This is a genomic window from Acidobacteriota bacterium, assembly GCA_028875725.1.
Taxonomy (GTDB): Bacteria; Acidobacteriota; Thermoanaerobaculia; order Multivoradales; family Multivoraceae; genus Multivorans.
Genome location: JAPPCR010000015.1, coordinates 297,719 through 317,134, shown reverse-complemented (window position 1 = coordinate 317,134; position 19,416 = coordinate 297,719). Strand labels below are relative to the sequence as shown.

Below are 19,416 nucleotides of genomic sequence, written 5' to 3'. Positions count from 1 at the left end.
ACCGTCGCATGACCACTCCTGAACAGGATCCGCGGATCCGGCCCGCCGAGGACGCCAGCCCGCTCCGCTTCGTGACCGCCGCGTCGCTGTTCGACGGACACGACGCGGCAATCCACATCATGCGGCGGATGATCCAGGACCGCGGGGCCGAGGTGGTCCACCTGGGCCACAACCGCGGCGTCGACGAGATCGTCCGCGCGGCCGTGCAGGAGGACGCCGACGCGATCGCGATCAGCTCCTACCAGGGCGGCCACATCGAGTTCTTCCGCTACATGATCGACCGGCTGGCGGAGGAGGGCAGGGAAGACGTCCTCGTCTTCGGCGGCGGCGGCGGCACGATCACGCCGGAGGAGATCGCGGAACTCGAGGCCTACGGAGTCGAGCGAATCTACCATCCCGACGACGGTCTGAAGATGGGCCTGCCGGCGATGATCGACGACGTCGTCGAGCGGACGCATGCGAAGCGGCGGCCGGCGCCCGAACCGCGCTTCAGCGTGCGCGTTGCCTCGGAACCGGGCGGGGACATCGAGTTGTCGCGCCTGCTCTCCGCCATCGAGCGCGGGGCGGTTGGCGAGTCGGACCTGCGCCGCTTGCGCAAGGAGTGGCAGTTGGCCGGCGCCGGCGTGCCGGTCGTGGGCCTCACCGGGACCGGCGGCGCGGGCAAGAGCAGCGTCGCCGACGAGCTGCTGAACCGCTTCCTCGAGTGCATGCCCGAAACGTCTTCCGGAATGCGGATCGCCCTCCTGGCGGTCGATCCGACGCGCCGGCGGACGGGCGGCGCCCTGCTCGGCGACCGCATCCGGATGAACAGCCTGCGCAGCGAGCGGGCCTTCATGCGCTCGATGGCGACGCGGCGGCAGCACCTGGCGACCAGCGAGGTGCTCGGCGACGCGATTGCGCTGCTCAAGGCGTCCGGATTCTCGATGATCCTCGTGGAGACGGCCGGCATCGGCCAGAGCGACAGCGAAATCGTCGACTTGGTCGACCTCTCGATCTACGTGATGACTTCGGACTACGGCGCGGCGAGCCAGCTCGAGAAGATCGACATGCTCGACTTCGCCGACGTCATCGTGCTGAACAAGTTCGACCGGCGCGGCGGCCAGGACGCGCTGCGCGACGTGCGGAAGCAGTGGCGGCGCAACCGGCTCGCCTTCGAGGTCGCCGATGAGGACGTGCCGGTCTATCCGACGATCGCCAGCCAGTTCCAGGACCCGGGCATCAACTGGATGTTCTGGAACGTGTGCCGGCTGCTCCGGGCAGGGCTCGACCTGGACGGGACCGCCTGGACGCCCGAGCTCGACCTGGACGAGCGCGCGCCGCAAGCGGCGGTCCTGATCCCGGACAATCGCAACCGCTACCTTGCCGAGATCGCCGAGGCGGGCCGCGCCGCCGAGGCCGATTCCGAGCGCCGTGCGGCGGCCGCCTCGAAGGCGCACGGCTGCTACCGGGCTCTGGCTGAGCTGGACGACCCGGACCTTCCGAAGCCTCTTGCCGCGTACGCGGCGACGGCGCTCGATGCGGCGCCCGACCAGACCCTGGCGCGGCTGCGCCGGAGCTACCAGGAAGCGCTGGCCGACGTCGGCGCCGAGGCGGCGGAACTCCTGAAGAACTGGCCTGATCGCGTCGACGCCGCGCGCGCCGACCAGTACAGCTATCCGGTCCGCGGGCGCGAGGTCACCGGCGAGAACTACGTGACCACCCTGAGCCACCTGCGCATGCCGAAGCTGGCGCTGCCCGAGTACTCGGACTGGGGCGACCTCCTGCGTTTCCTGATGAAGCACAACCTGCCGGGCGCCTACCCGTACACCGCCGGCGTCTACCCCTACCGTCGCCGGGGCGAGGAACCGACGCGCATGTTCGCGGGCGAGGGGATCGCGGAGCGCACGAACCGGCGATTTCACTTCGTGTCGCGCGGGCAGCCGGCGAACCGTCTGTCCACCGCGTTCGACTCGGTGACGCTCTACGGCTCGGATCCGGGGCTTCGGCCCGACATCTGGGGCAAGGTCGGCAACTCGGGCGTTTCGATCGCCACCGTCGACGACATGAAGCGGCTCTACTCGGGGTTCGATCTCTGCGACCCGGCGACGTCCGTGTCGATGACGATCAACGGCCCGGCGCCGACCATCCTCGCCTTCTTCATGAACGCCGCGGTCGACCAGCAGGTCGAGCGTCACCTGCGGGAAACCGGCGGTCTGGAGCAGGCGCTCGCGGAGATCGACCGGCGTCACGGTGGTGACGGACCGGTCTACCGCGGCGAGCTGCCGGAGGAGAACGACGGCCTGGGACTGGAGCTGCTCGGCATCTCGGGCGACCAGGTGGTCGAGCGCGACGTCTACGAGCGCATCCGCACCGACGCCCTGAGCCGGGTTCGGGGCACGGTCCAGGCGGACATCCTGAAAGAGGACCAGGCCCAGAACACGTGCATTTTCTCGACCGAGTTCTCGCTACGGATGATGGGTGACGTCCAGCAGTTCTTCATCGACCACAACGTGCGCAACTACTACAGCGCCTCGGTCAGCGGGTACCACATCGCGGAAGCCGGCGCGAACCCGATCACGCAGTTGGCGTTCACGCTCGCCAACGGTTTCACGATCGTCGAGTACTACCTGGCGCGGGGGATGTCGATCGACGACTTCGCGCCCAACCTCTCGTTCTTTTTCTCGAACGGGATGGATCCGGAGTACGCCGTGATCGGCCGGGTGGCGCGGCGAATCTGGGCGCGTGCGATGCGCGAGCGCTACGGCGCCTCCGCCCGCAGCCAGATGCTGAAGTACCACATCCAGACCTCCGGCCGCTCGCTCCATGCGCAGGAGATTCAGTTCAACGACATCCGCACCACGCTGCAGGCGCTGTACGGCATCCTTGACCGTTGCAACTCCCTGCACACGAACGCCTTCGACGAGGCGATCACGACGCCGACCGAACAGTCCGTGCGGCGCGCGCTGGCGATCCAGTTGATCATCAACCGGGAGTTCGGGCTCAACCGGAGCGAGAATCCCTGGCAGGGCTCCTTCGCCCTGGACCAGTTGACCGACGCGGTGGAGGAGGCGGTCTACCTGGAGTTCGAGCGCCTCGCCGAGCGGGGCGGCGTGCTGGCGGCGATGGACACGATGTACCAGCGCTCGAAGATCCAGGACGAGAGCATGGAGTACGAGGCGAAGAAGCACGACGGCAGCCTGCCGGTCGTCGGCGTGAACACCTTTCTCGCCGAGGGCCAGGACTTCGCCGAGACGGTCGAGGCGGAGCTCATCCGCTCAACGGACGACGAGAAGCAGCAGCAGATCGACAGTCTTGCCGCCTTCCATCGGCGTCACGGCGACCATTCAGGGGCGTGTCTCGAGCGGCTCCAGGACGTGGCGCGACGCCGCGGCAACGTGTTCGAGGAACTGATGGAGACGGTCAAGCACTGCTCGCTGGGCCAGATCTCGGACGCGCTCTACCGAGTGGGCGGCGAGTACCGGCGCAGCATGTAGCCCGGCGCTAGCCGCACGGAAACGCCGTGATGTCCGACTTCGTGCTCGCGGTCGCGCCCTGCGGGTTGCCATGCGTCCAGCGGCTGCCGTCGGGTCCCGTAATCCACAGGTTGAAGTCCAGGGTGGTCACCGGCGCCACGAACGCCCAGCGGTGGCCGTTGACTCCACAACCGTCGAGCACCTTGACCAGGACTTCCGGGTTGTTGCGGCCGAAGAACCACAGAATGCCTGCCTCGCTGGACCAGGCTTCGGCCTTGACCGGGCCCGATTCACCGTCCTGCGTGACGTAGCACATGCTGACCTCGTAGCCGCCGTCGAATTCAAGGACGACGGTGGTGGGCGTGCAGGTACCGACCGGATCCGGGGCCGGTCCGGGATTCGGATCCGGAGTCGGGTCGGGGCTGGGTCCGGGTCGCGGCGCGCTGCCCCTCCCGGCGAAACCGTCCTTGATCCAGTCGAAGACCTTCGTGTTGGGCACGGTGCCGCGCACGTTCTCGGCCGTGCGGCCGACCGCGTAGATCATCACGTCTTCGCCAGCGTGCGTTTCTATCGCCAGCGGGACCGTAGCCTCCTGCCGGTACGCCGTGTGGCTGGTGCCTGTAGGAACGGCGCCGCCGTGGCCGGGTGTCCTGTCGGTGTTCGGATTGACGCGCGAACCGCTGCGATGCCCGGGTCCGTTGGCGTAGCCCAGGATGGTGTAGGGAATGCCGCTCGAGTCTCCGCTCTCCGCGATCGTGCCGGCGCTGTTGATCTCGTGGACCGTTCCCAGGATGCCGTTGTGCGGCTGGTTCCGGAACGACGCGGGCACCGAGCGGGGGGTGTAGCGCAGATCGCCGAGCGGTCGCATCGGGTAGCCGGCGACCGTGAAGACGTGGCTGTGGTCGGCCGTCGCGAGGATCAGGGTCCTGTTGAGATTCACGCTTCGCTGTGCGGCGCTGATCGCTCGATCGAACATCCGGGTGTCGGTGAAGGCGCGAAAGGCGTTCCCCTCGTGGTGCGCGTGGTCGATTCGTCCGCCTTCGACCATCAGGAAGTAGGGCTTCCCCGTCGCGGCGAGGATCTGGATCGCCTTCCTCGTCATCTCCTCCAGGCTCGGCTCGCCGCTGTCCCGGTCCGTTTCGTACTCCAGGTGACTCGAGGCGAACAGACCGATTGCGCGGCCGGAACCGCCCAGCGAATTGAGCCCCTGCCGGTTCCAGACGTAGCGATAGCCCCTTTGCTGTAGCTCGTTTCTGAGGTCGCGGCCGTCCGACCGTCGTCCCGGAAGACCCTCGTCGTCGCTTCCCGAAGTGGGTAGGAAGTGTCGCCTGCCGCCCCCAAAGATGACGTGGAGCCCCTCCCCGAGCCGCGTGTTGTAACCCCCGCCGCCGGGGGTCATCTGGGCGGCGATCTCGTTTTCCAGGTTCCGGTTGTTGACATGGGCGAACACCGCCGCCGGCGTCGCGTGGGTGACGCGCGTCGTCGTGACGATGCCGACGGCGTAGCCCATCGAGGTCGCCAGTTCGCCGATGTTGGTCAACCGCGGGCCGTCGCCGTTGTCGTTGAAGTCCGCGTACTCGGTAGTCGGGCCGAAGCCGATTACGCCCGTGTTCGTGTTGACGCCGGTCATCATCGCCGACATCGTGGCGGCGCTGTCGGGGGTGATGTAGTCGGCCGACGCCGTGCGGGAAACGGCGGTGTAGGGCATGCGGTCCATCGTCAGTTGTCCGTCGACGCCCACCGTCGCGATACGAGTGAAAGTGACAGTCGACACCCCCATGCCGTCGCCGACGAACAGGATGACGTTGTTCTTCTGGGCGGAGGCGGGCAGCGCCGCGCCCAGCAGGAAGGCGACCGTCCAGCGAGCGCACCAGGACGCCGTGAGGACGCCGTGGCTGCGTCGGATCGATACGAAGGAAATCGGCATGGTCAGCCTCCTGTCTCCATGGCCCGCTTTCCAGCACCAGGCTCTCGTGGGACCGGGCCGCCGCGTGGATCTGTACCTGTTTCTTCTGAAGGATAACGACTGCTAGATTGCGCGGCCATGAGCGACTGGCATCACGCGGACATTCTCGAAGCGATCGCCGAGCACCAGCCGGGCTCGCCGGCGCAGGCGTTTGTAGATCCTCTGGGCGGCGAACCGGCGCGCCGCTACTCGCAGGCCGAGATGCACCGCCGCGCGAACGGCGTCGCGGCGACACTGATCGCGCGCGGCGCGAAGCGCCAGGACAAGGTGGCGCAGTACCTCTACAACGTTCCGGAGTACCTGGAGTCCGTGCTCGCCTGCTTCAAGGCGTCCCTGGTGCCGGTGAACACGAACTACCGTTACGTGGAGGGCGAGCTTCTCTACCTGTGGGACAACGCGGACGTCGTGGCGGTTGTCTTCCACGGTTGCTTCGCGTCGCGGATCGCGGATCTCCGATCGAAGATGCCGGGAATCCACACGTGGCTCTGGGTCGACGACGGCTCGGGTCCCTGTCCCGAATGGGCGATTCCCTACGAGCAGGCCGCTGCCGCGGCGCCCGACGACTCGCTGACCTTCCAAGCGCCGTGGCCGCGCAGCGGCGACGATCTCTGGCTGCTGTACACCGGCGGCACGACCGGCATGCCGAAGGGCGTCATGTGGAGGCTCGACGACCTCTGGCTGCTCGGCAACGACAACCGGCCCGAGCCGTTCGATCTCTCGGGCGGCGTGGAGGGTCTCGTACCCCAGTTCGACGAGCTCCTGATGCGACGGGTTTCTCTTCCCGCCTGCCCCCTGATGCACGGCACCGGATTCCTGACCGCCCTCGGCGGCATGCTGAACGGCGGCACGGTGATCACCCTGGCCAACCGCCGCTTCGATGCCGTGGCCACGCTCGAGGCGATCACCACGGAGAAGATCAACGGGATGGCGATCGTGGGCGACGCGTTCGCCCGGCCCATGGTGCGCGCGCTCGAAGCGGAACCGGATCGCTTCGACCTGTCCAGCCTTGAAGCCGTGGTTTCCTCGGGCGCGATGTGGAGCGCCGAAGTGAAGCGTGAGTTCTTGCGGTTCTGTCCGCCGGAGACGATCCTGACGGACAGCCTCGGGTCGTCCGAGTCGATCGGCATGGGCCGCTCGGACTCGACCGCCGGCGAGGCGACCGAAACGGCCTCCTTCGTGCTCGGTGACAACGCCTGCGTGATCGACGACGACGGCAACAAGGTCGAGCCGGGTTCGGGGGTGCTTGGGCGGATCGCCGTCACCGGTCACATTCCGGTCGGGTACTACAAGGACCCTGAGAAGACGGCGGCCATATTCACCGAAGTCGACGGCGTCCGCTACTCGATGGCGGGCGACTACGCCACCGTCGAGGCTGACGGCTCCCTCAAGCTCTATGGCCGCGGCTCGGTGTGCATCAACAGCGGCGGCGAGAAGATCTTCCCCGAAGAGGTCGAGGAAGTGCTGAAGACCCACCCTGCGGTCCGTGACGCGGTGTGCGTAGGCGTTCCGGACGAGCGTTTCGGGCAGGCGGTCACGGCCGTCGTCGAACTGGACAGCCCCGGGCACTTCAGCGAGCCTGACGTCATCGGTTGGGTGAAGCGGGAACTGGCGTCCTACAAGGCGCCCAAGCGCATTCTGGTGCGGGACACCGTGGGCCGGGCGGCGAACGGCAAGGCCGACTACAACGGTCTGCGCGAGTGGGCGGTCGGGCAACTCGCCGCAGGCGAGGCGGCCCAGTGAGTCAGTCGGCGAAGCAGAAGGTCGTCGTCCAACTGCCGGGGATCGCGAAGACCGCTTCCGTCGATACGCGCTACACCTTTGAACTGGAGGCGCTCCTTCCCGTGGCGGAACTCGTCGAGGTAGCGGCGACGTCGGAAGAGGAGTTCCTGGCCGAAGCATCGGACGCGGCGGCCGTCATCACTTCCTGGGGTTTTCGCATCAGCCGCTCGGTGGTCGCCGGCCTCGACGAGTGCGTCGTGATCGGTGTGGGCAGCGTCGGCGTCGACATGGTCGACGTCGAGGCGGCGACGGAAGCCGGCATCGTGGTGACCAACGTGCCGGATGTGTTCATCGAGGAAGTGGCCGACCACACGATGGCGTTGATCCTGGCCGGCGCGAGACGGATGCGGGAGATGGACTCCATGGTCCGCCGAGGCGACTGGTTCAAGGGGCGGCCGTTGCTCAACGAGGTGCCGCGACTCTGGGGCCAGACTCTGGGGCTCGTCTCGTTCGGGAACGTGGCGCGGGCGGTCGCGCGGCGGGCGAAGCCGTTCGGCATGCACGTCATCGCGCACGACCCGTACGTCAGCGAGCTGAAGATGACGGGAGAGGGTGTCGAACCCGTCAGCTTCAGCGAGTTGCTGGAGCGGTCCGACTACCTGTCGATCCACGCGCCGCTCAACGGGGAGACCCGGCACATGCTCTCGGGTCCCCAGTTCGCGGCGATGAAGGAGACCGCGGTGCTGATCAACGCCGGCCGGGGCCCGACGGTCGACGAGGCGGCTCTGATCGAGGCGCTGGATACCGGCCAGATCGCCGCCGCGGCGCTCGACGTGCTGGAGAGGGAGCCGCCGGCCGCGGACAACCCCCTGCTGGCGATGGACAACGTGATCCTCACGCCGCACGTCGCCTCGGCCACTACCCGCATGCGGCCCGAGACGCGGCGGCGCGTCGGTCGTGAGGTCGCCCTGGCGCTCTCCGGCCGCTGGCCGATGAGCTGCGTGAATCCGACTGTGCTCCCTAGAGTGGAACTCGAACGCTGGCAGCCGGTGCCGATGGAGCGCGGTCCGAACCGCTAGTCCGCCTGCTTCGGTGTACTGAACCAGGCCAGCCGGCCACAGTACGGCTCAACCACGTTCCAGGACGTGATGTCGAGGTACACGCAGGCGACCGCGGCGGTGACGAAGCGGGGCGGATCGTCGCCTGTCAGCCGGCGGACGAGCTCGGCACAGGTGGGCTGGTGGCCGACGATGAGAATCGAGTGCGCTTCGTCGGACTGTTCGCGCAGGAGGTCTACTGCGCTGCCGGGGGAGGCGAGGTAGAGCGTCGGCTCCAGAATCGTCGTGCGGTTCCAGTTGCCCGCCGCGACCGCCAGTTCGATCGTCTGCCGCGTGCGCACCGCGGACGAACAGAGGATCCGGTCGGGCACGGCCTGCCGGTCGGCGAGTCTCCGGCCCATGGTCCGGGCTGCCTTGAGGCCGCGGGCGTTCAGTGGCCGTTCGTGGTCGACGCCGCCGTAGGCGGCGCTCCAGTCAGACTTCGCGTGCCGTAGCACGTAGAGGACGCGCACGGTGGACGACGCTAGCACCCGGCCGCGCTGTAGCATTCGCGACCATGCGGGGTGCGAATCGATGGCGCCGGGCGGCGTGGCTCGCCTTTCTCGGCTTCGCGATAGCGATTGCGGGTGGGGCGCAGTCGACGGATCAGCCTGCCGGTCCGGCGGCGAGTGTCAACGTCGAGACGTTCGATTTCGCCTGGCGGAAGATCGCCGGCACGTTCTGGGACCAGTCGATGGGCGGCGTCGACTGGCAGGCGGTCGGCGATGAGCTGCGGCCCCGTGCCCGGGCCGCCGCGAACAACGCCGAACTGCGTCTCGTTCTGCAGAACATGCTCTCCCGGCTGGGCCAGTCCCACTTCGGCGTTCTGCCGGGGCCGGGTTCGGTCGAGAGCCCGTCGCCGGTGGACGACTCGGGCGACACGGGCAGGTGCACGCGGGCGTTGATGCGGGCCGTGGCGGGCGATGGCGGTTCCGCCGCGTCGGACGCCGGGCCGGGTTTCGATGTCCGCTTCATCGACTCGATGCCCGTTGTGAGCCGGGTCGAACCCGGTTCCTCCGCGGACCGCCAGAGCCTTCGCACCGGCCTCGAGGTGGTTCGGGTCGAGGACCAGAAGCTCGCGGTGCTCGCGAGTTGTCTCGAGCTCGATTCCCTCGATCCGTCGGTCGCGGGAATGGTGCGGTTGCGGGCCGTCGAGGGCCTGCTCTTTGGGGACCCGGGCGATCCGGTCGCGGTGGAGTTCTCGGACGCGGCGGGCGATCTGTCCACGTTCGAACTCGAACGGGCCCACCATCCCGACGCCGTGGAGATCGGCTTCGGCAACCTGCCGAAGATGCGGTACCTGTTCGAGACCGAGGTGCTGGAAACGGGTGCCGGCCGAGTGCTGTCGGTGCGCTTCAACGTCTGGTTGATTCCAGTGGTCGAGGCGTTCGAGGCCGCGCTCTACGGTGAACCCGCCGAAGGCGCGCCGGCCATCGATGGCGTACTGATCGACCTTCGGGGCAATCCCGGGGGTGTCGCCGGGACCGCTGTTGGCGTCGCTGGCTACCTGCTCGGGGACCGGGTCCTTCTGGGCAAGATGAAGAACCGGAGCACGGAGCTGAATCTGAACGTCTATCCGCGCCAGATATCGAGCGCCGGCAAGAGGATCGAGCGATTCGCGGGGCCGGTCGCCGTGCTGATCGACGGCGCCAGCGCCAGCACCAGCGAGATCTTCGCCGCCGGCCTCCAGGACCATGGTCGGGCGCGGCTGTTCGGCGGGCCGACCGCCGCGGCGGCCCTGCCGTCGGTCATCGAGAGGATGCCGAACGGCGACCTGCTGATGCACGCGATCGCCGACTTCGAGCGGCCCAGCGGCGAACGGATCGAGGGCAGGCCGGTGGAGCCCGAATCTCCGGTGTCGCCCACTCGTGAGGGGCTTCTCGCCGGAAGGGACGAGCCGCGCGAGGCGGCGCTGGCCTGGATCGTCTCGGAACTCGAAAGGGATGGCGGATGAACATCAGCCTCTGGAGCGAGGGAGTCAGTCTCGGCCGCTTCGGTAGCGAGGGTGCTCTCGGCCCACCCTGGTTGTGGGTGGTCGCGGGCCTTCTGTTGCTCTTCCTGGGGCGCCAGCTCTACACGGCGTTGATCGGTCTGGTCGGTTTCTTCGTCGTCTATGGCGTTCCGCAGGATCTGCTGCCCCTGGCGAGCGAGATGCGGCTGCTGGTGGCGGTCGGCGTCGGCGTTCTCGCTGCACTGCTTGCCTTCATCGTGCGCAAGGTCGCGGTGGCCCTCGCGGGCGCGATGCTGGGCGCCGGGACGGCGTTGTGGGCGATCAGCTTCTACGGCGCCCGGTGGGACATCCTGTGGTGGATCGTGATCGCGGCGGCCGCGGTGCTCGGCGCGTGGGTGCTTCGCGTCGTCTTCGAGACGGCGCTGATCGTCGTCTCGTCGTTCATCGGCGCCCTGCTCATCATGGCGGCGGTCGGCCTCGAAGGGCTGGCCGCGCATGCCGGTGTCGCGGTGCTGATCGTTGTCGGGGTGGCGTTCCAGATGGGACGCCGGCGCAAGGCCGAGCGGGCCGCGAAGAAAGCGTCCGCCGGCTAGGGTTCCTGGCGATTCGGCTTCGTCAGGGCGACCGTTCCGGGGCCGGTCGCGGTGACGGCCGTCGCGGCCGCGCTCAGCATTGCCGCCTGCCCGGGGAGTAGCCGCTCCGAGCCGGCGGCGTTGAGCACCTCGACTTCGCCTTCGAGTGCGAGGACGATTCGCACACCGTTGTCGTCGGCGAGCGGTGCGGGGGAGCGGCCGGTCAGGTTCAGAACCTCGAGCCGGAAATCGGCCACCGGCGGCGTGAAGCCGACGCGTCGTCCCCAGGGCCGCTCCGCGACTTGTGGCTCCAGCAGGCCTTCGTCGCTCCCCTCGTAGACGAGGATGTCGAGAAGCGCCGCGGCGTCGACCCGTTTGGACGTGAGCCCGAGTCGCAGGACGTTGTCGGAGTTCGCCATGACCTCGACCCCCGACCCTTCCAGGTAGCTGTGGGGCACGCCCGGTCCGGTGAACAGCGCCTGCCCAGGGTCGAGATGGACCAGTCGCAGGATCAAGGGTGCGATGAGCAGCGGATCTTCGGGATGGAAGGTGGCAATCCGGTTGATCCAGCGCATTGCTTCGCTCCGTTCCGGGTCGGCTTCCTCCGCGGCGTGCCGGGCGGCATTGGCGGCCCTGGCCGCAAGCTCCGTCCCCGCGTGCTCCCTCAACGCGGCAAGCAGCGGCCGGTAAGCGGCCGCTCCTTCTGAGCTGAGGCGCCGGACGTGCGGAGCGAGTTCTTCCAGACCGAGCGCGCCGAGCAGGCCGGCTGCTTCCACGGGCGGCCGGAAGCCGGAGAGGGCGGAAAAGGGGGTCAACGCGTAGAGCAGCTCCGGCTTGTGGTTCGGATCCCGGTAGTTGCCAGATGCGCCGGCCGCGAAGCCGCGAGCGGCCTGCTCGCGGCTCGGATGGGCCTGGATCGACAGCGGCCGGCCTGCCGAGAGGACCTTGGTCAGGAAGGGCAGTGCGGAGCCGCCGCCCAGGACCTCGACCGGCCGCTCGGCGATCAACCTGTCAAGCGGAATCGAGCCGGCGTCGCCTGACCCGAGGACGACGTCGGCCGGTGCGTCCGGGTGGCTACCCAACCAGAGCTCGGCTTCCGGCCTGCCCGTGGGCTCGCGGCCGCAGAGACGGGGAATGAAGTCGGCCGTGCCCCAGTCGTAGTTTCGGACGCGCGGCAGCAGCCGGAGGGGGCGGTCGAGCGGTGTCATGGTGTGGCGGACCTCTCGAGCCACGACCGGGCCTCGTCCTCCGTGTCGATGTCGACCAGTGGCAGTTCCGAGTCGAGTTCCAGTTCCTGGACGCGAGCGGCCAGTTCGCACAGCAGGGGACGCGCGCCTTCGTCGCCTCTCAGTCCTTCCAGCCGGGTGAACCAGTCGCGGCCGAACGTGACAGGAGCGCCGCGCCGCCCGCGGAAGGTCGGCACGATGATGGAGCCGGGCCCGTGGAAGACGCCGAGCAGCCGGTCGATGACGGCCGCGTCGAGACCGGGTTGGTCGACCGGCAGGAACATCGCGCCCCCGGCGTCATCGGCGACGGCGGCCAGGCCGCAACGAACCGATCCGCTCTGGCCGTCGGCGTAGGACGGGTTGTGGGCCGCTCGGAGGTCGAGGTCCTCGACTTCCGACTGCACGCGCTCCGCCGCGTAGCCGGTGACGAGGACCACTTCCCCGAGGCCTGACGTGAGGGCCGCCCGGCAGGTTCGGCGGACCAGGCTCTCGCCGCCGATCCGGTAGAGCTGCTTCGGCTTGCCCGCGCCGGTCTCGAACCTTGTCGAGAGCCCGGCGGCGAGGACGACGCCGGAGACCGGGCCGGTCATCGCTTCCCGGCAGCCTGCCTGCCGTTTCGCACGGAGACCAGTTCGGCGGCGATCGCCATCGCGATTTCCTCGGGCTTGCGGCCACCGAGGTCGAGGCCGATCGGCGCATGGATCCCGTCGATCAGCTCATCCGCCAGGCCCGCTTCCCGAAGTGCCGCGACCCGCTTCGCGTGGGTGCGGGAGGAACCCAGGGCGCCGACGTAGCGGACCCCGGCTTCGAGAACGACCTGCAGCGCCGGGTTGTCGAGTTTCTCGTCGTGCGTGAGGAAGACGCAGTAGGTGTTGGCGTGGAGCGGCACCCGGGCCAGGTAGTCCGCCGGCCACTCGACGACCAGCTCGTCGGCATGGGGAAACCGCTCGGCGGTGGCGAAGGCGGAGCGGGCGTCGACGACGACGCTGCGAAAACCGAGGCGGCGCGCGAAGTGCACCAGGTGGATCGCGACGTGAACGGCGCCCACGACGAACAACTGGGGCAGCGGCTCGAAGGTCTCGATGAAGACTTCGACGCCCTCGATCGCGCGCAGACCGGTGGCCGGCAGCGTCTCCGCCGTGGCGAGGGTCAGGGCTTCCCGGTCCAGGTGGGACTCGCCCAGCGTTCCTTCCGCCCGGCCGTCCGGCCACACGAGCGTGCGCGCTCCGAGCCCGCCGCCGTCGGCGCGGGTGAACGCGACGACTCTTTCGCCCGCGAGCAGGGACCGGCGGAGGGACTCGAAACCCATCGGGGCGAGCCTCCCGCCTCAGCCGTCGATGCGTTCGACCAGCACCTCGACCTCGCCGCCGCAGGTCAGGCCGACGGACCACGCCAGCTCGTCCGAGATGCCGTAGCTGAGCCGCTTCGGAAGGCCGTCCTCCAGCACCGACTGGGCCTCCTCGATCACCGCGCCCTCGATGCAGCCGCCGCTGACCGAGCCGGCGATGCTCCCGGTGTCGGACACGGCCATCTTCGAGCCGAGGGGCCGCGGCGAGGAGCCGACCGTGCGGATCACGGTCGCGACGGCCACGCGTTGGCCGTCCGCGCGCCAGCGGTCCACGTCGGGGAGGATGTCCAGCACGGGCCGGATTCTAGCCGGGTGGCGGCCCCCCCGGGGCTATAGTGGCTTGAAGGAGGTGCGGAGCGATGAAGATGCGCCGATCGGGGATGACGTTGTGGCTGGCTTCGGCCCTGCTCCTGGCTGGCTGTGCCGTGCGCATTGGTGAAGGCGCGGCGGAGCCCGAACCCGAGCCGGTCACCGCGCGCAACCAGCCGGGCACTGGCATGGGTCTCTACGAGCCGGAGCAGCACGAGTTGTACGACGGCCGCTTCGTCATCGTGGGCACCGACGTCCACCAGGTCGGCCGGCTGGACGACGAGTCTCCTTGGGACCACATGGGCGACGACGCGAGCAACGTGGCGCCCGTCGGCGGCGAGATCCTGATCGACGTCGACGAGATCGCGAACACGGGCACGTTCCGCGCCGAGCTGCAGCTTCCGGAAGGCGAGTACATCGTCGAACTGGACCGCTTCCACGAGTTCTCGCCGTGCCAGGACGGCGGCATCGCGGCGTACCTGTTCGAGCACGGCGACGCCGGCTGCGGCGACTCGAACTGGCCAAAGAGTCTCCTCTACGTCGCCGGCTGGGGCTACGGCCGCGCGACGCTGGACGGCGAGGAGCTGTACAGCGAGTACCAGATCCACTTCATGGTCACGCAGGGAATGCGCGACCGCGAAACGCTTCAGGTGCAACTCGAGCCGACCGACGGCCCCGCCGGGTCAGTCAACCCCGCGGCCCAGCAACTCGACTTCTACATTCGGAGCCCGGAAAACAACGACGCCAACCACCCCAACCGCGAGGTCTTCGACCACTTCTTCGCCATGGCGGTGACCTGGAAGTAGCCGGCTGCCGATTGCGGCGGCAGCGAGACGGCGGCGGTTGTGGCCGCCCGGCCGGGGAGCGGAGGGGGAGGGTCCCGGCGGCCGCTTGCGCTCCCTGAGTAGAAGGAACGTCGGCGCTCGCTTCGGTCGGCTGCGTTTCACGTCGGCGTGGGTTGATGGGAGGTCGGTGGGCGTCACTTGCCTCCAGCCCGCTGGGACCCTCCCCCTCCGCTCCCCGGCCGGGCTGGACACATCTGAAACACTGCGACGACCCATGATCCGTCTCACTTGCTACTTCTCAGTCATGTTCCTGGCCACTGCTGCGTCCGCGGAGGTGCGGCTGCTCGATACGCCTGCAGCAGAGAAGAGCAGCAGCTATGCCCTGAACGTGGGACCCGGCGGGACGGTCGTCCTCAGTTGGGTCGAGCGCCTGAGCGGGGGCGGTCATGCGCTGCGGTTCACGGAGTTGGACGAAGACGAGTGGGGCGATGCGGCGACGATCGCTTCGGGCAACGACTGGTTCGTCAACTGGATCGACCACCCCGCGGTCGTGTCGTTGCCCGGCGACCGGCTGGCGGCGCATTGGCTGGTGCACGACGAGGATCGGAAGGGTGACTACGGCTACGGCATCCGGCTCGTGTTCTCGGACGACCGGGGTGTGACCTGGCGAGAGGTGTTTCGGGCGAGTGGCGAAGGCGTTGACGGATACGCCGGATTCGTGGCCTATGCCCCGGCCGGGGACGGTTTCGAGATGGCCTACCTGTCTACCGTCGGTGACGACGATGGGAAGCCGGCCGCCGCGGGACACGGCGAGGTGGAACCGCGGATGATCCTTCGTTCAGCCCGCTTCGATTCCGCCGGCGTGCTAGTGGGCGATCGCGAGGTAGACGCCGACGTGTGCAGTTGCTGCACTACGGCGATGGCGCCGGGTTCGGATGGCCTGTTCCTGGCTTTCCGCGACCGGCGCGAGGGCGAGTTCCGGGACATCTCGTTTGCGCGCCTCCAGGACGAACGCTGGAGCAGCCCGGAACTTGTCCACCGCGACGGCTGGCACATCCGGGGTTGCCCGACGAACGGCCCCTCCCTGGCTTCGGGCGAAACCGGTCCGGCTGTCGCTTGGTTCACCGCCGCCGCCGGCGAGTCGAAGGTGCTGGCTACCTTCTGGAACACCAGCGCGCAACGGTTCGACGATCCGATCCGAATCGACGACGGTTCCCCCCGCGGCTGGGCCGGTGTCGCCACTCTCGAAGACGGTAGCGCCGCAGTCAGTTGGGTCGAGCGCTCGGAAGCCGGCCCTTTTGAACTGCGGGTCCGCCGTGTCAGTCGAGTCGGAAGCATCGGGACACCACTCACCGTAGCGCCGGCGCCGTCCGGCCGTAGTGCCGTCGGCGTACCCAAGCTCGTCCGTAGCAAAGACCGCCTCGTCTTTGCCTGGAGAGACGGCGGCGTACACACCGCCGCAGTGCCCGTCGCGGCTTTGGACTAGTCGCCGGCGCCAGTCGCGGCGCCGGACGCGGCGTGCTGTTCGTAGTCCTCCTCGGACAGGAAGACGAAGTTGGTCCAGCCGATCGCCATGTCGTCGACGGTCCGGTTGCCCCAGCCGACCCAGGCGGTCGGGTCGGGGTTGTAGGGGTTGTTCTCCGAGTTGTCGTGGTACGAGGTCACGTGCAGCACGGTGCCGGCGGGGAAGACCGGCGGGTGCTTGTACGGGTAGGCGATCTGCCAGTTGAAGTCGTAGTTCTGGATGCGGGTGAGCAGTTCGCGGCGGCCGTCGGGGTGGATCGCCTCGAGCTCCATCCCCTTGCCCCGGTAGTGCATGTGGGCCTGGAAGCTGATCAACTGGATCGGCCGGTCGAGGACGCGGTAGCCGTCGTGGCGGACGTTGTCGGCGCCTGGCGGGATGGAGAGTTCGTTGTTGCGCCATCCGCGGTTGCTGGGCAGGCCGGCGAAGAGCCGGGTGGAGACGATCCGGTGCTTCGGCACGACGCCTCGGGGGTAGAAGCCGAAGCCGACTCGCTGGCGGTCGCGGATCACCTCGCCGATCGAGTGGTAGTGGCCGCTGAAGCGGATCTTCGCGCCTGCCAGCAGCAGCTTGCCGGTGTTCTCGGCGTAGAGGTCGCCGGTGTTGCCGACCGCGTACTCGATGAGCAGCGAGCCGACCGGGTTGCCCTCGGCGTCGCGGCGGTTCGGGTCGTCGTCGCGCTCGAAGAAGTCCTCGCCGACGTACTCCGCGTCGTCCTGGATCGCGTAGACCATCGTGTGGTGAACGGTCGCGCGGCCCGCCTTGCTCGGCTTGACCTCGATCCAGCGGATGTAGCGGTCCTCGGTGAGGCCGGTGTCGGCGATGAAGTTGACGAAGAGGTCGGGTCCCTCGGCCGGCACCACCATGTCCTCCTGCATCTCGACCACCAGATCGGGCTCGCCGTACTCCCAGGCGTCGCCGTCGGGCCACTCGATCGGCGCCGGCAGGTCGGCGGGGTTGCCGCGCGGGGCGCCGCTGTCGACCCAGGCGGTGACCAGGGCGATCTCCTCGTCGCTCAGACTCGGGTCCGGTTCGTAGATGCCGATCGTGCGGTCGATGTGCCAGGGCGGCATCTGCCGGGACTCGACCCGGCGCTTGATGGACCGCGCCCAGGGCCGGATCTGCTCGTAGCTGAGGAGCGACATCGGCGCGGCGGTTTCGGGCCGGTGGCAGCGCTGGCATGAGCGCTGGAAGATCGGCGCGATGTCGCGGCTGAACGTCGGTGTGTCCTCGTCGGCCGCCGCGGCCGGCGAGGCAGCCGGAGCGGCCAGGAACGCGAGGGCCAGGGTCGCTGCCGGGGTCAACAGGGGGAGTGCGTTCTTCATCGTTCGCTCCCGGTCGTGGCCGGTTTCGGGTCGACGCAGACGCCGTGCTCGGCGGTGGCGGTGTCGACGCGCCTTGCCAGGTGGTAGGCCATGGAGATGTTCTCGATCAGGTAGAGCGTATCGAGGCCGCCGCGTTCCGTGGTCTTCTCGGTGTTTCCGGCCAAGGTCACGGACCAGCCCAGGTTGCCCTCGTAGTCGGCCGGCAGGACGATCAGGCAGACGTTGCGCTGGCGGCCGGATTCGAAGACGGTCGGCTGGCCGCGGTCCGCCGGTCCCGGATCGAAGCCGTTCTCGTCTCCGGCCGCGATCTCGACCGCGACCGAGTTGTGGTTGAAGTAGCCGAAGACGAGGACCGCGGTGCCGTCGTCGTTCGGTACGTAGCCCTCGTAGACCGGGTAGATCGGCCGGGTCGGCTGAGCCCAGGCCGCCGGCGCGAGCATGGCGCCCAGCACCAGGAACACCCACAGCGCCGCGGCCTTCGACGGTGCCTCCTTCATCGCGCGATCAGGCGGCAGGGTAGGTGTAGCTCGCCTGGAGGCCGAGCGGGATGCCCAGCAACCAGTAGCCGATCAGGAAGATCGTCCAGGTGATGAGCAGGGTCACGGCGTACGGGATCATCAGCGACAGGACGGTGCCGATGCCCGCCTTCTTCGTGTATCGCTGGCAGAAGACGACGACGAGCGGGAAGTAGGGCATGAGCGGCGTGACGATGTTGGTCACGCTGTCGCCGACCCGGTAGGCGGCCTGGGTCAGCTCGGGCGAGATGCCGAGGCTCATCAGCATCGGCACGAAGATGACGGAGAGAACGGCCCACTTGGCGGAGGCCGAGCCGACGAACAGGTTGACGACCGCCGACAGCAGAATGATCCCGACCACGGTCGCCTGGGCGGGCAGCCCGAGATCGCGCAGGAAGTTCGCGCCCTTGAGCGCGATGAGCAGGCCGACGTTCGAGCTGCTGAAGGCCGCGATGAACTGGGCGGCGAAGAAGGCCATGACCAGGTAGTAGGCCATCGTGCGCATCGCGTCGCTCATGCCGTCGACGATGTCGCGGTGGGTCTTCACCGTGCCGGCGACGTAGCCGTGGACGACGCCGGGGATCAGGAAGAAGACGAAGATCAGCGGCACCAGCATCTGCATCAGCGGCGCCGAGAACGCGGTCAGTTCGCCGGCCTCGCTGCGAAGCGGCGACGTGTCGGGCCACGCCCAGATCAGCAGGACGACCAGGCCGAGCACCGCGGACCCCATGCCGGCCAGGAAACCGAGGCGGTCCCTCCGGCTCGGCTCCTCCATCTTCGGCATCTCGTCCGGGTCGCCGTCGATCTCGGTGCCGCGGAGTCTCGGCTCGATCACGCGGTCGGTCAGGTACCAGCCGACAGCGATCACGAGGATGGAGGACAGCGCGGTGAACCCGAGGTTGCAGAGCGGATTGACCAGAACCTCGGGGTCCAGGATCTGGGCCGCGGACTGCGTGAAGCCCTGGAGCAGGGGATCGATGCCCGAGGGAATGAAGTTGGCCGAGAAGCCGCCCGACACGCCGGCGAAGGCGGCAGCGATTCCGGCGAGCGGATGGCGGCCGGCCGCGTAGAAGATGACCCCGCCGAGCGGGATGACGAGGACGTAGCCGGCGTCCGCCGCCGTGTGGCTGACGATCGATGCGAGGATCAGCATCGGTGTCAGCAGGCTCTTCGGCGTGAAGCCGAGGATCAGGCGCAGGCCGGTGTTGATGAACCCCGTCTTCTCGGCCACGCCGACGCCGAGAAGCGCGACGAGCACCACGCCCAGCGGAGCGAACCCGGTGAACGTCGTCACCAGCCGCGCCATGAAGGTCGCCAGCGCCTCGCCGGTGAGCTGGTTCTGGATCCGGACGGGTTCGCCGGTCACCGGGTGGATGTCCGCGAACTGGATCGGCGCCAATAGCACCGAGGCGATCCAGGTCAGGAACAGCAGGAGCAGGAAGAGGATCGCCGGGTCCGGCAGCTTGTTGCCGACGACCTCGATGGCGTTCAGGAACCGGTTGAGAAGTCCTTTCGGCTTGCCGTTGTCGGCCTGTTGCGCCTCGTCGCCTGCCTTCGCCATACGCCGGCTCCTCCCGTTTCTACCGCTGTGGACGGAAGCGCCATCTTAGCGCCCGCGCGGCCGCCGGC

The 19,416-nt window shown here is 68.5% G+C and carries 16 protein-coding genes; 7 read left to right on the top strand and 9 right to left on the bottom strand.

What is annotated here, in order from left to right:
* Nucleotides 1–8 precede the first annotated feature (8 nt).
* Complete coding sequence (locus tag OXI49_12885) at nucleotides 9–3,473, top strand: methylmalonyl-CoA mutase family protein (GenBank protein MDE2691404.1); 3,465 nt, start codon at nucleotides 9–11, stop codon at nucleotides 3,471–3,473.
* A gap of 7 nt (nucleotides 3,474–3,480) precedes the next feature.
* Here OXI49_12885 and OXI49_12880 read toward each other — a convergent pair whose 3' ends face one another.
* Entirely contained in the window at nucleotides 3,481–5,379 is a 1,899-nt protein-coding gene (locus OXI49_12880; protein ID MDE2691403.1) for an alkaline phosphatase, read from the bottom strand.
* Nucleotides 5,380–5,496: 117 nt separating this feature from the next.
* Here OXI49_12880 and OXI49_12875 point away from each other — a divergent pair, with 117 nt between their 5' ends.
* Entirely contained in the window at nucleotides 5,497–7,158 is a 1,662-nt protein-coding gene (locus tag OXI49_12875; GenBank protein MDE2691402.1) for an AMP-binding protein, read from the top strand.
* On the top strand, nucleotides 7,155–8,216 hold the full coding sequence (locus OXI49_12870; protein MDE2691401.1) for a C-terminal binding protein: 1,062 nt from the start codon (nucleotides 7,155–7,157) through the stop codon (nucleotides 8,214–8,216). Before OXI49_12875 ends, OXI49_12870 begins: the two co-directional genes overlap by 4 nt.
* On the opposite strand, the gene sixA is transcribed toward OXI49_12870, so the two are convergent.
* On the bottom strand, nucleotides 8,213–8,707 hold the full coding sequence (gene sixA, locus OXI49_12865) for a phosphohistidine phosphatase SixA (protein ID MDE2691400.1): 495 nt from the start codon (nucleotides 8,705–8,707) through the stop codon (nucleotides 8,213–8,215). The genes OXI49_12870 and sixA overlap by 4 nt on opposite strands.
* A 44-nt stretch (nucleotides 8,708–8,751) precedes the next feature.
* On the opposite strand from sixA, the gene OXI49_12860 reads away from it, so the two are divergent.
* Both OXI49_12860 and OXI49_12855 read left to right on the top strand, forming a co-directional pair.
* The gene (locus OXI49_12860; protein MDE2691399.1) at nucleotides 8,752–10,188 is read left to right on the top strand and encodes a S41 family peptidase; all 1,437 of its coding nucleotides are present in this window, start codon (nucleotides 8,752–8,754) and stop codon (nucleotides 10,186–10,188) included.
* Entirely contained in the window at nucleotides 10,185–10,778 is a 594-nt protein-coding gene (locus OXI49_12855) for a hypothetical protein (GenBank protein ID MDE2691398.1), read from the top strand. Before OXI49_12860 ends, OXI49_12855 begins: the two co-directional genes overlap by 4 nt.
* Here OXI49_12855 and manA read toward each other — a convergent pair.
* The 4 genes from manA to OXI49_12835 are packed head-to-tail and all read right to left on the bottom strand — an operon-like array spanning nucleotide 10,775 to nucleotide 13,625.
* Nucleotides 10,775–11,965, bottom strand: coding sequence for a mannose-6-phosphate isomerase, class I (manA, locus tag OXI49_12850; GenBank protein MDE2691397.1), 1,191 nt, complete (start codon nucleotides 11,963–11,965; stop codon nucleotides 10,775–10,777). The two genes, OXI49_12855 and manA, sit on opposite strands and share 4 nt — an antisense overlap.
* Nucleotides 11,962–12,573 carry a nucleotidyltransferase family protein gene (locus tag OXI49_12845; GenBank protein MDE2691396.1) on the bottom strand — a complete coding sequence of 204 codons (612 nt, stop codon included), beginning with the start codon at nucleotides 12,571–12,573 and terminating at the stop codon, nucleotides 11,962–11,964. Before OXI49_12845 ends, manA begins: the two co-directional genes overlap by 4 nt.
* The gene (locus OXI49_12840; GenBank protein MDE2691395.1) at nucleotides 12,570–13,292 is read right to left on the bottom strand and encodes an XdhC family protein; all 723 of its coding nucleotides are present in this window, start codon (nucleotides 13,290–13,292) and stop codon (nucleotides 12,570–12,572) included. The genes OXI49_12845 and OXI49_12840 overlap by 4 nt, the downstream gene beginning before the upstream one ends.
* A gap of 18 nt (nucleotides 13,293–13,310) precedes the next feature.
* Nucleotides 13,311–13,625 carry an XdhC family protein gene (locus tag OXI49_12835; GenBank protein MDE2691394.1) on the bottom strand — a complete coding sequence of 105 codons (315 nt, stop codon included), beginning with the start codon at nucleotides 13,623–13,625 and terminating at the stop codon, nucleotides 13,311–13,313.
* A 65-nt stretch (nucleotides 13,626–13,690) separates the two neighbouring features.
* Here OXI49_12835 and OXI49_12830 point away from each other — a divergent pair, with 65 nt between their 5' ends.
* Nucleotides 13,691–14,446: a hypothetical protein gene (locus OXI49_12830; GenBank protein ID MDE2691393.1), complete on the top strand. Its 756-nt coding sequence runs from the start codon at nucleotides 13,691–13,693 to the stop codon at nucleotides 14,444–14,446.
* A gap of 253 nt (nucleotides 14,447–14,699) precedes the next feature.
* A complete protein-coding gene (locus OXI49_12825; GenBank protein ID MDE2691392.1) occupies nucleotides 14,700–15,911 on the top strand; it encodes a hypothetical protein in 1,212 nt (403 codons plus the stop codon).
* Here OXI49_12825 and OXI49_12820 read toward each other — a convergent pair.
* Genes OXI49_12820 through OXI49_12810 form a run of 3 tightly spaced genes read right to left on the bottom strand, consistent with a single transcriptional unit; the run spans nucleotide 15,908 to nucleotide 19,348 of the window.
* On the bottom strand, nucleotides 15,908–17,272 hold the full coding sequence (locus tag OXI49_12820; GenBank protein ID MDE2691391.1) for a hypothetical protein: 1,365 nt from the start codon (nucleotides 17,270–17,272) through the stop codon (nucleotides 15,908–15,910). The genes OXI49_12825 and OXI49_12820 overlap by 4 nt on opposite strands.
* Nucleotides 17,269–17,769, bottom strand: a complete 501-nt coding sequence (locus OXI49_12815; GenBank protein ID MDE2691390.1) for a hypothetical protein — start codon at nucleotides 17,767–17,769, stop codon at nucleotides 17,269–17,271. The genes OXI49_12820 and OXI49_12815 overlap by 4 nt, the downstream gene beginning before the upstream one ends.
* Before the next feature lie 7 nt (nucleotides 17,770–17,776).
* Nucleotides 17,777–19,348 (bottom strand): AbgT family transporter, encoded by a 1,572-nt coding sequence (locus OXI49_12810; protein ID MDE2691389.1) that lies wholly within the window; start codon nucleotides 19,346–19,348, stop codon nucleotides 17,777–17,779.
* Nucleotides 19,349–19,416 lie beyond the last annotated feature (68 nt).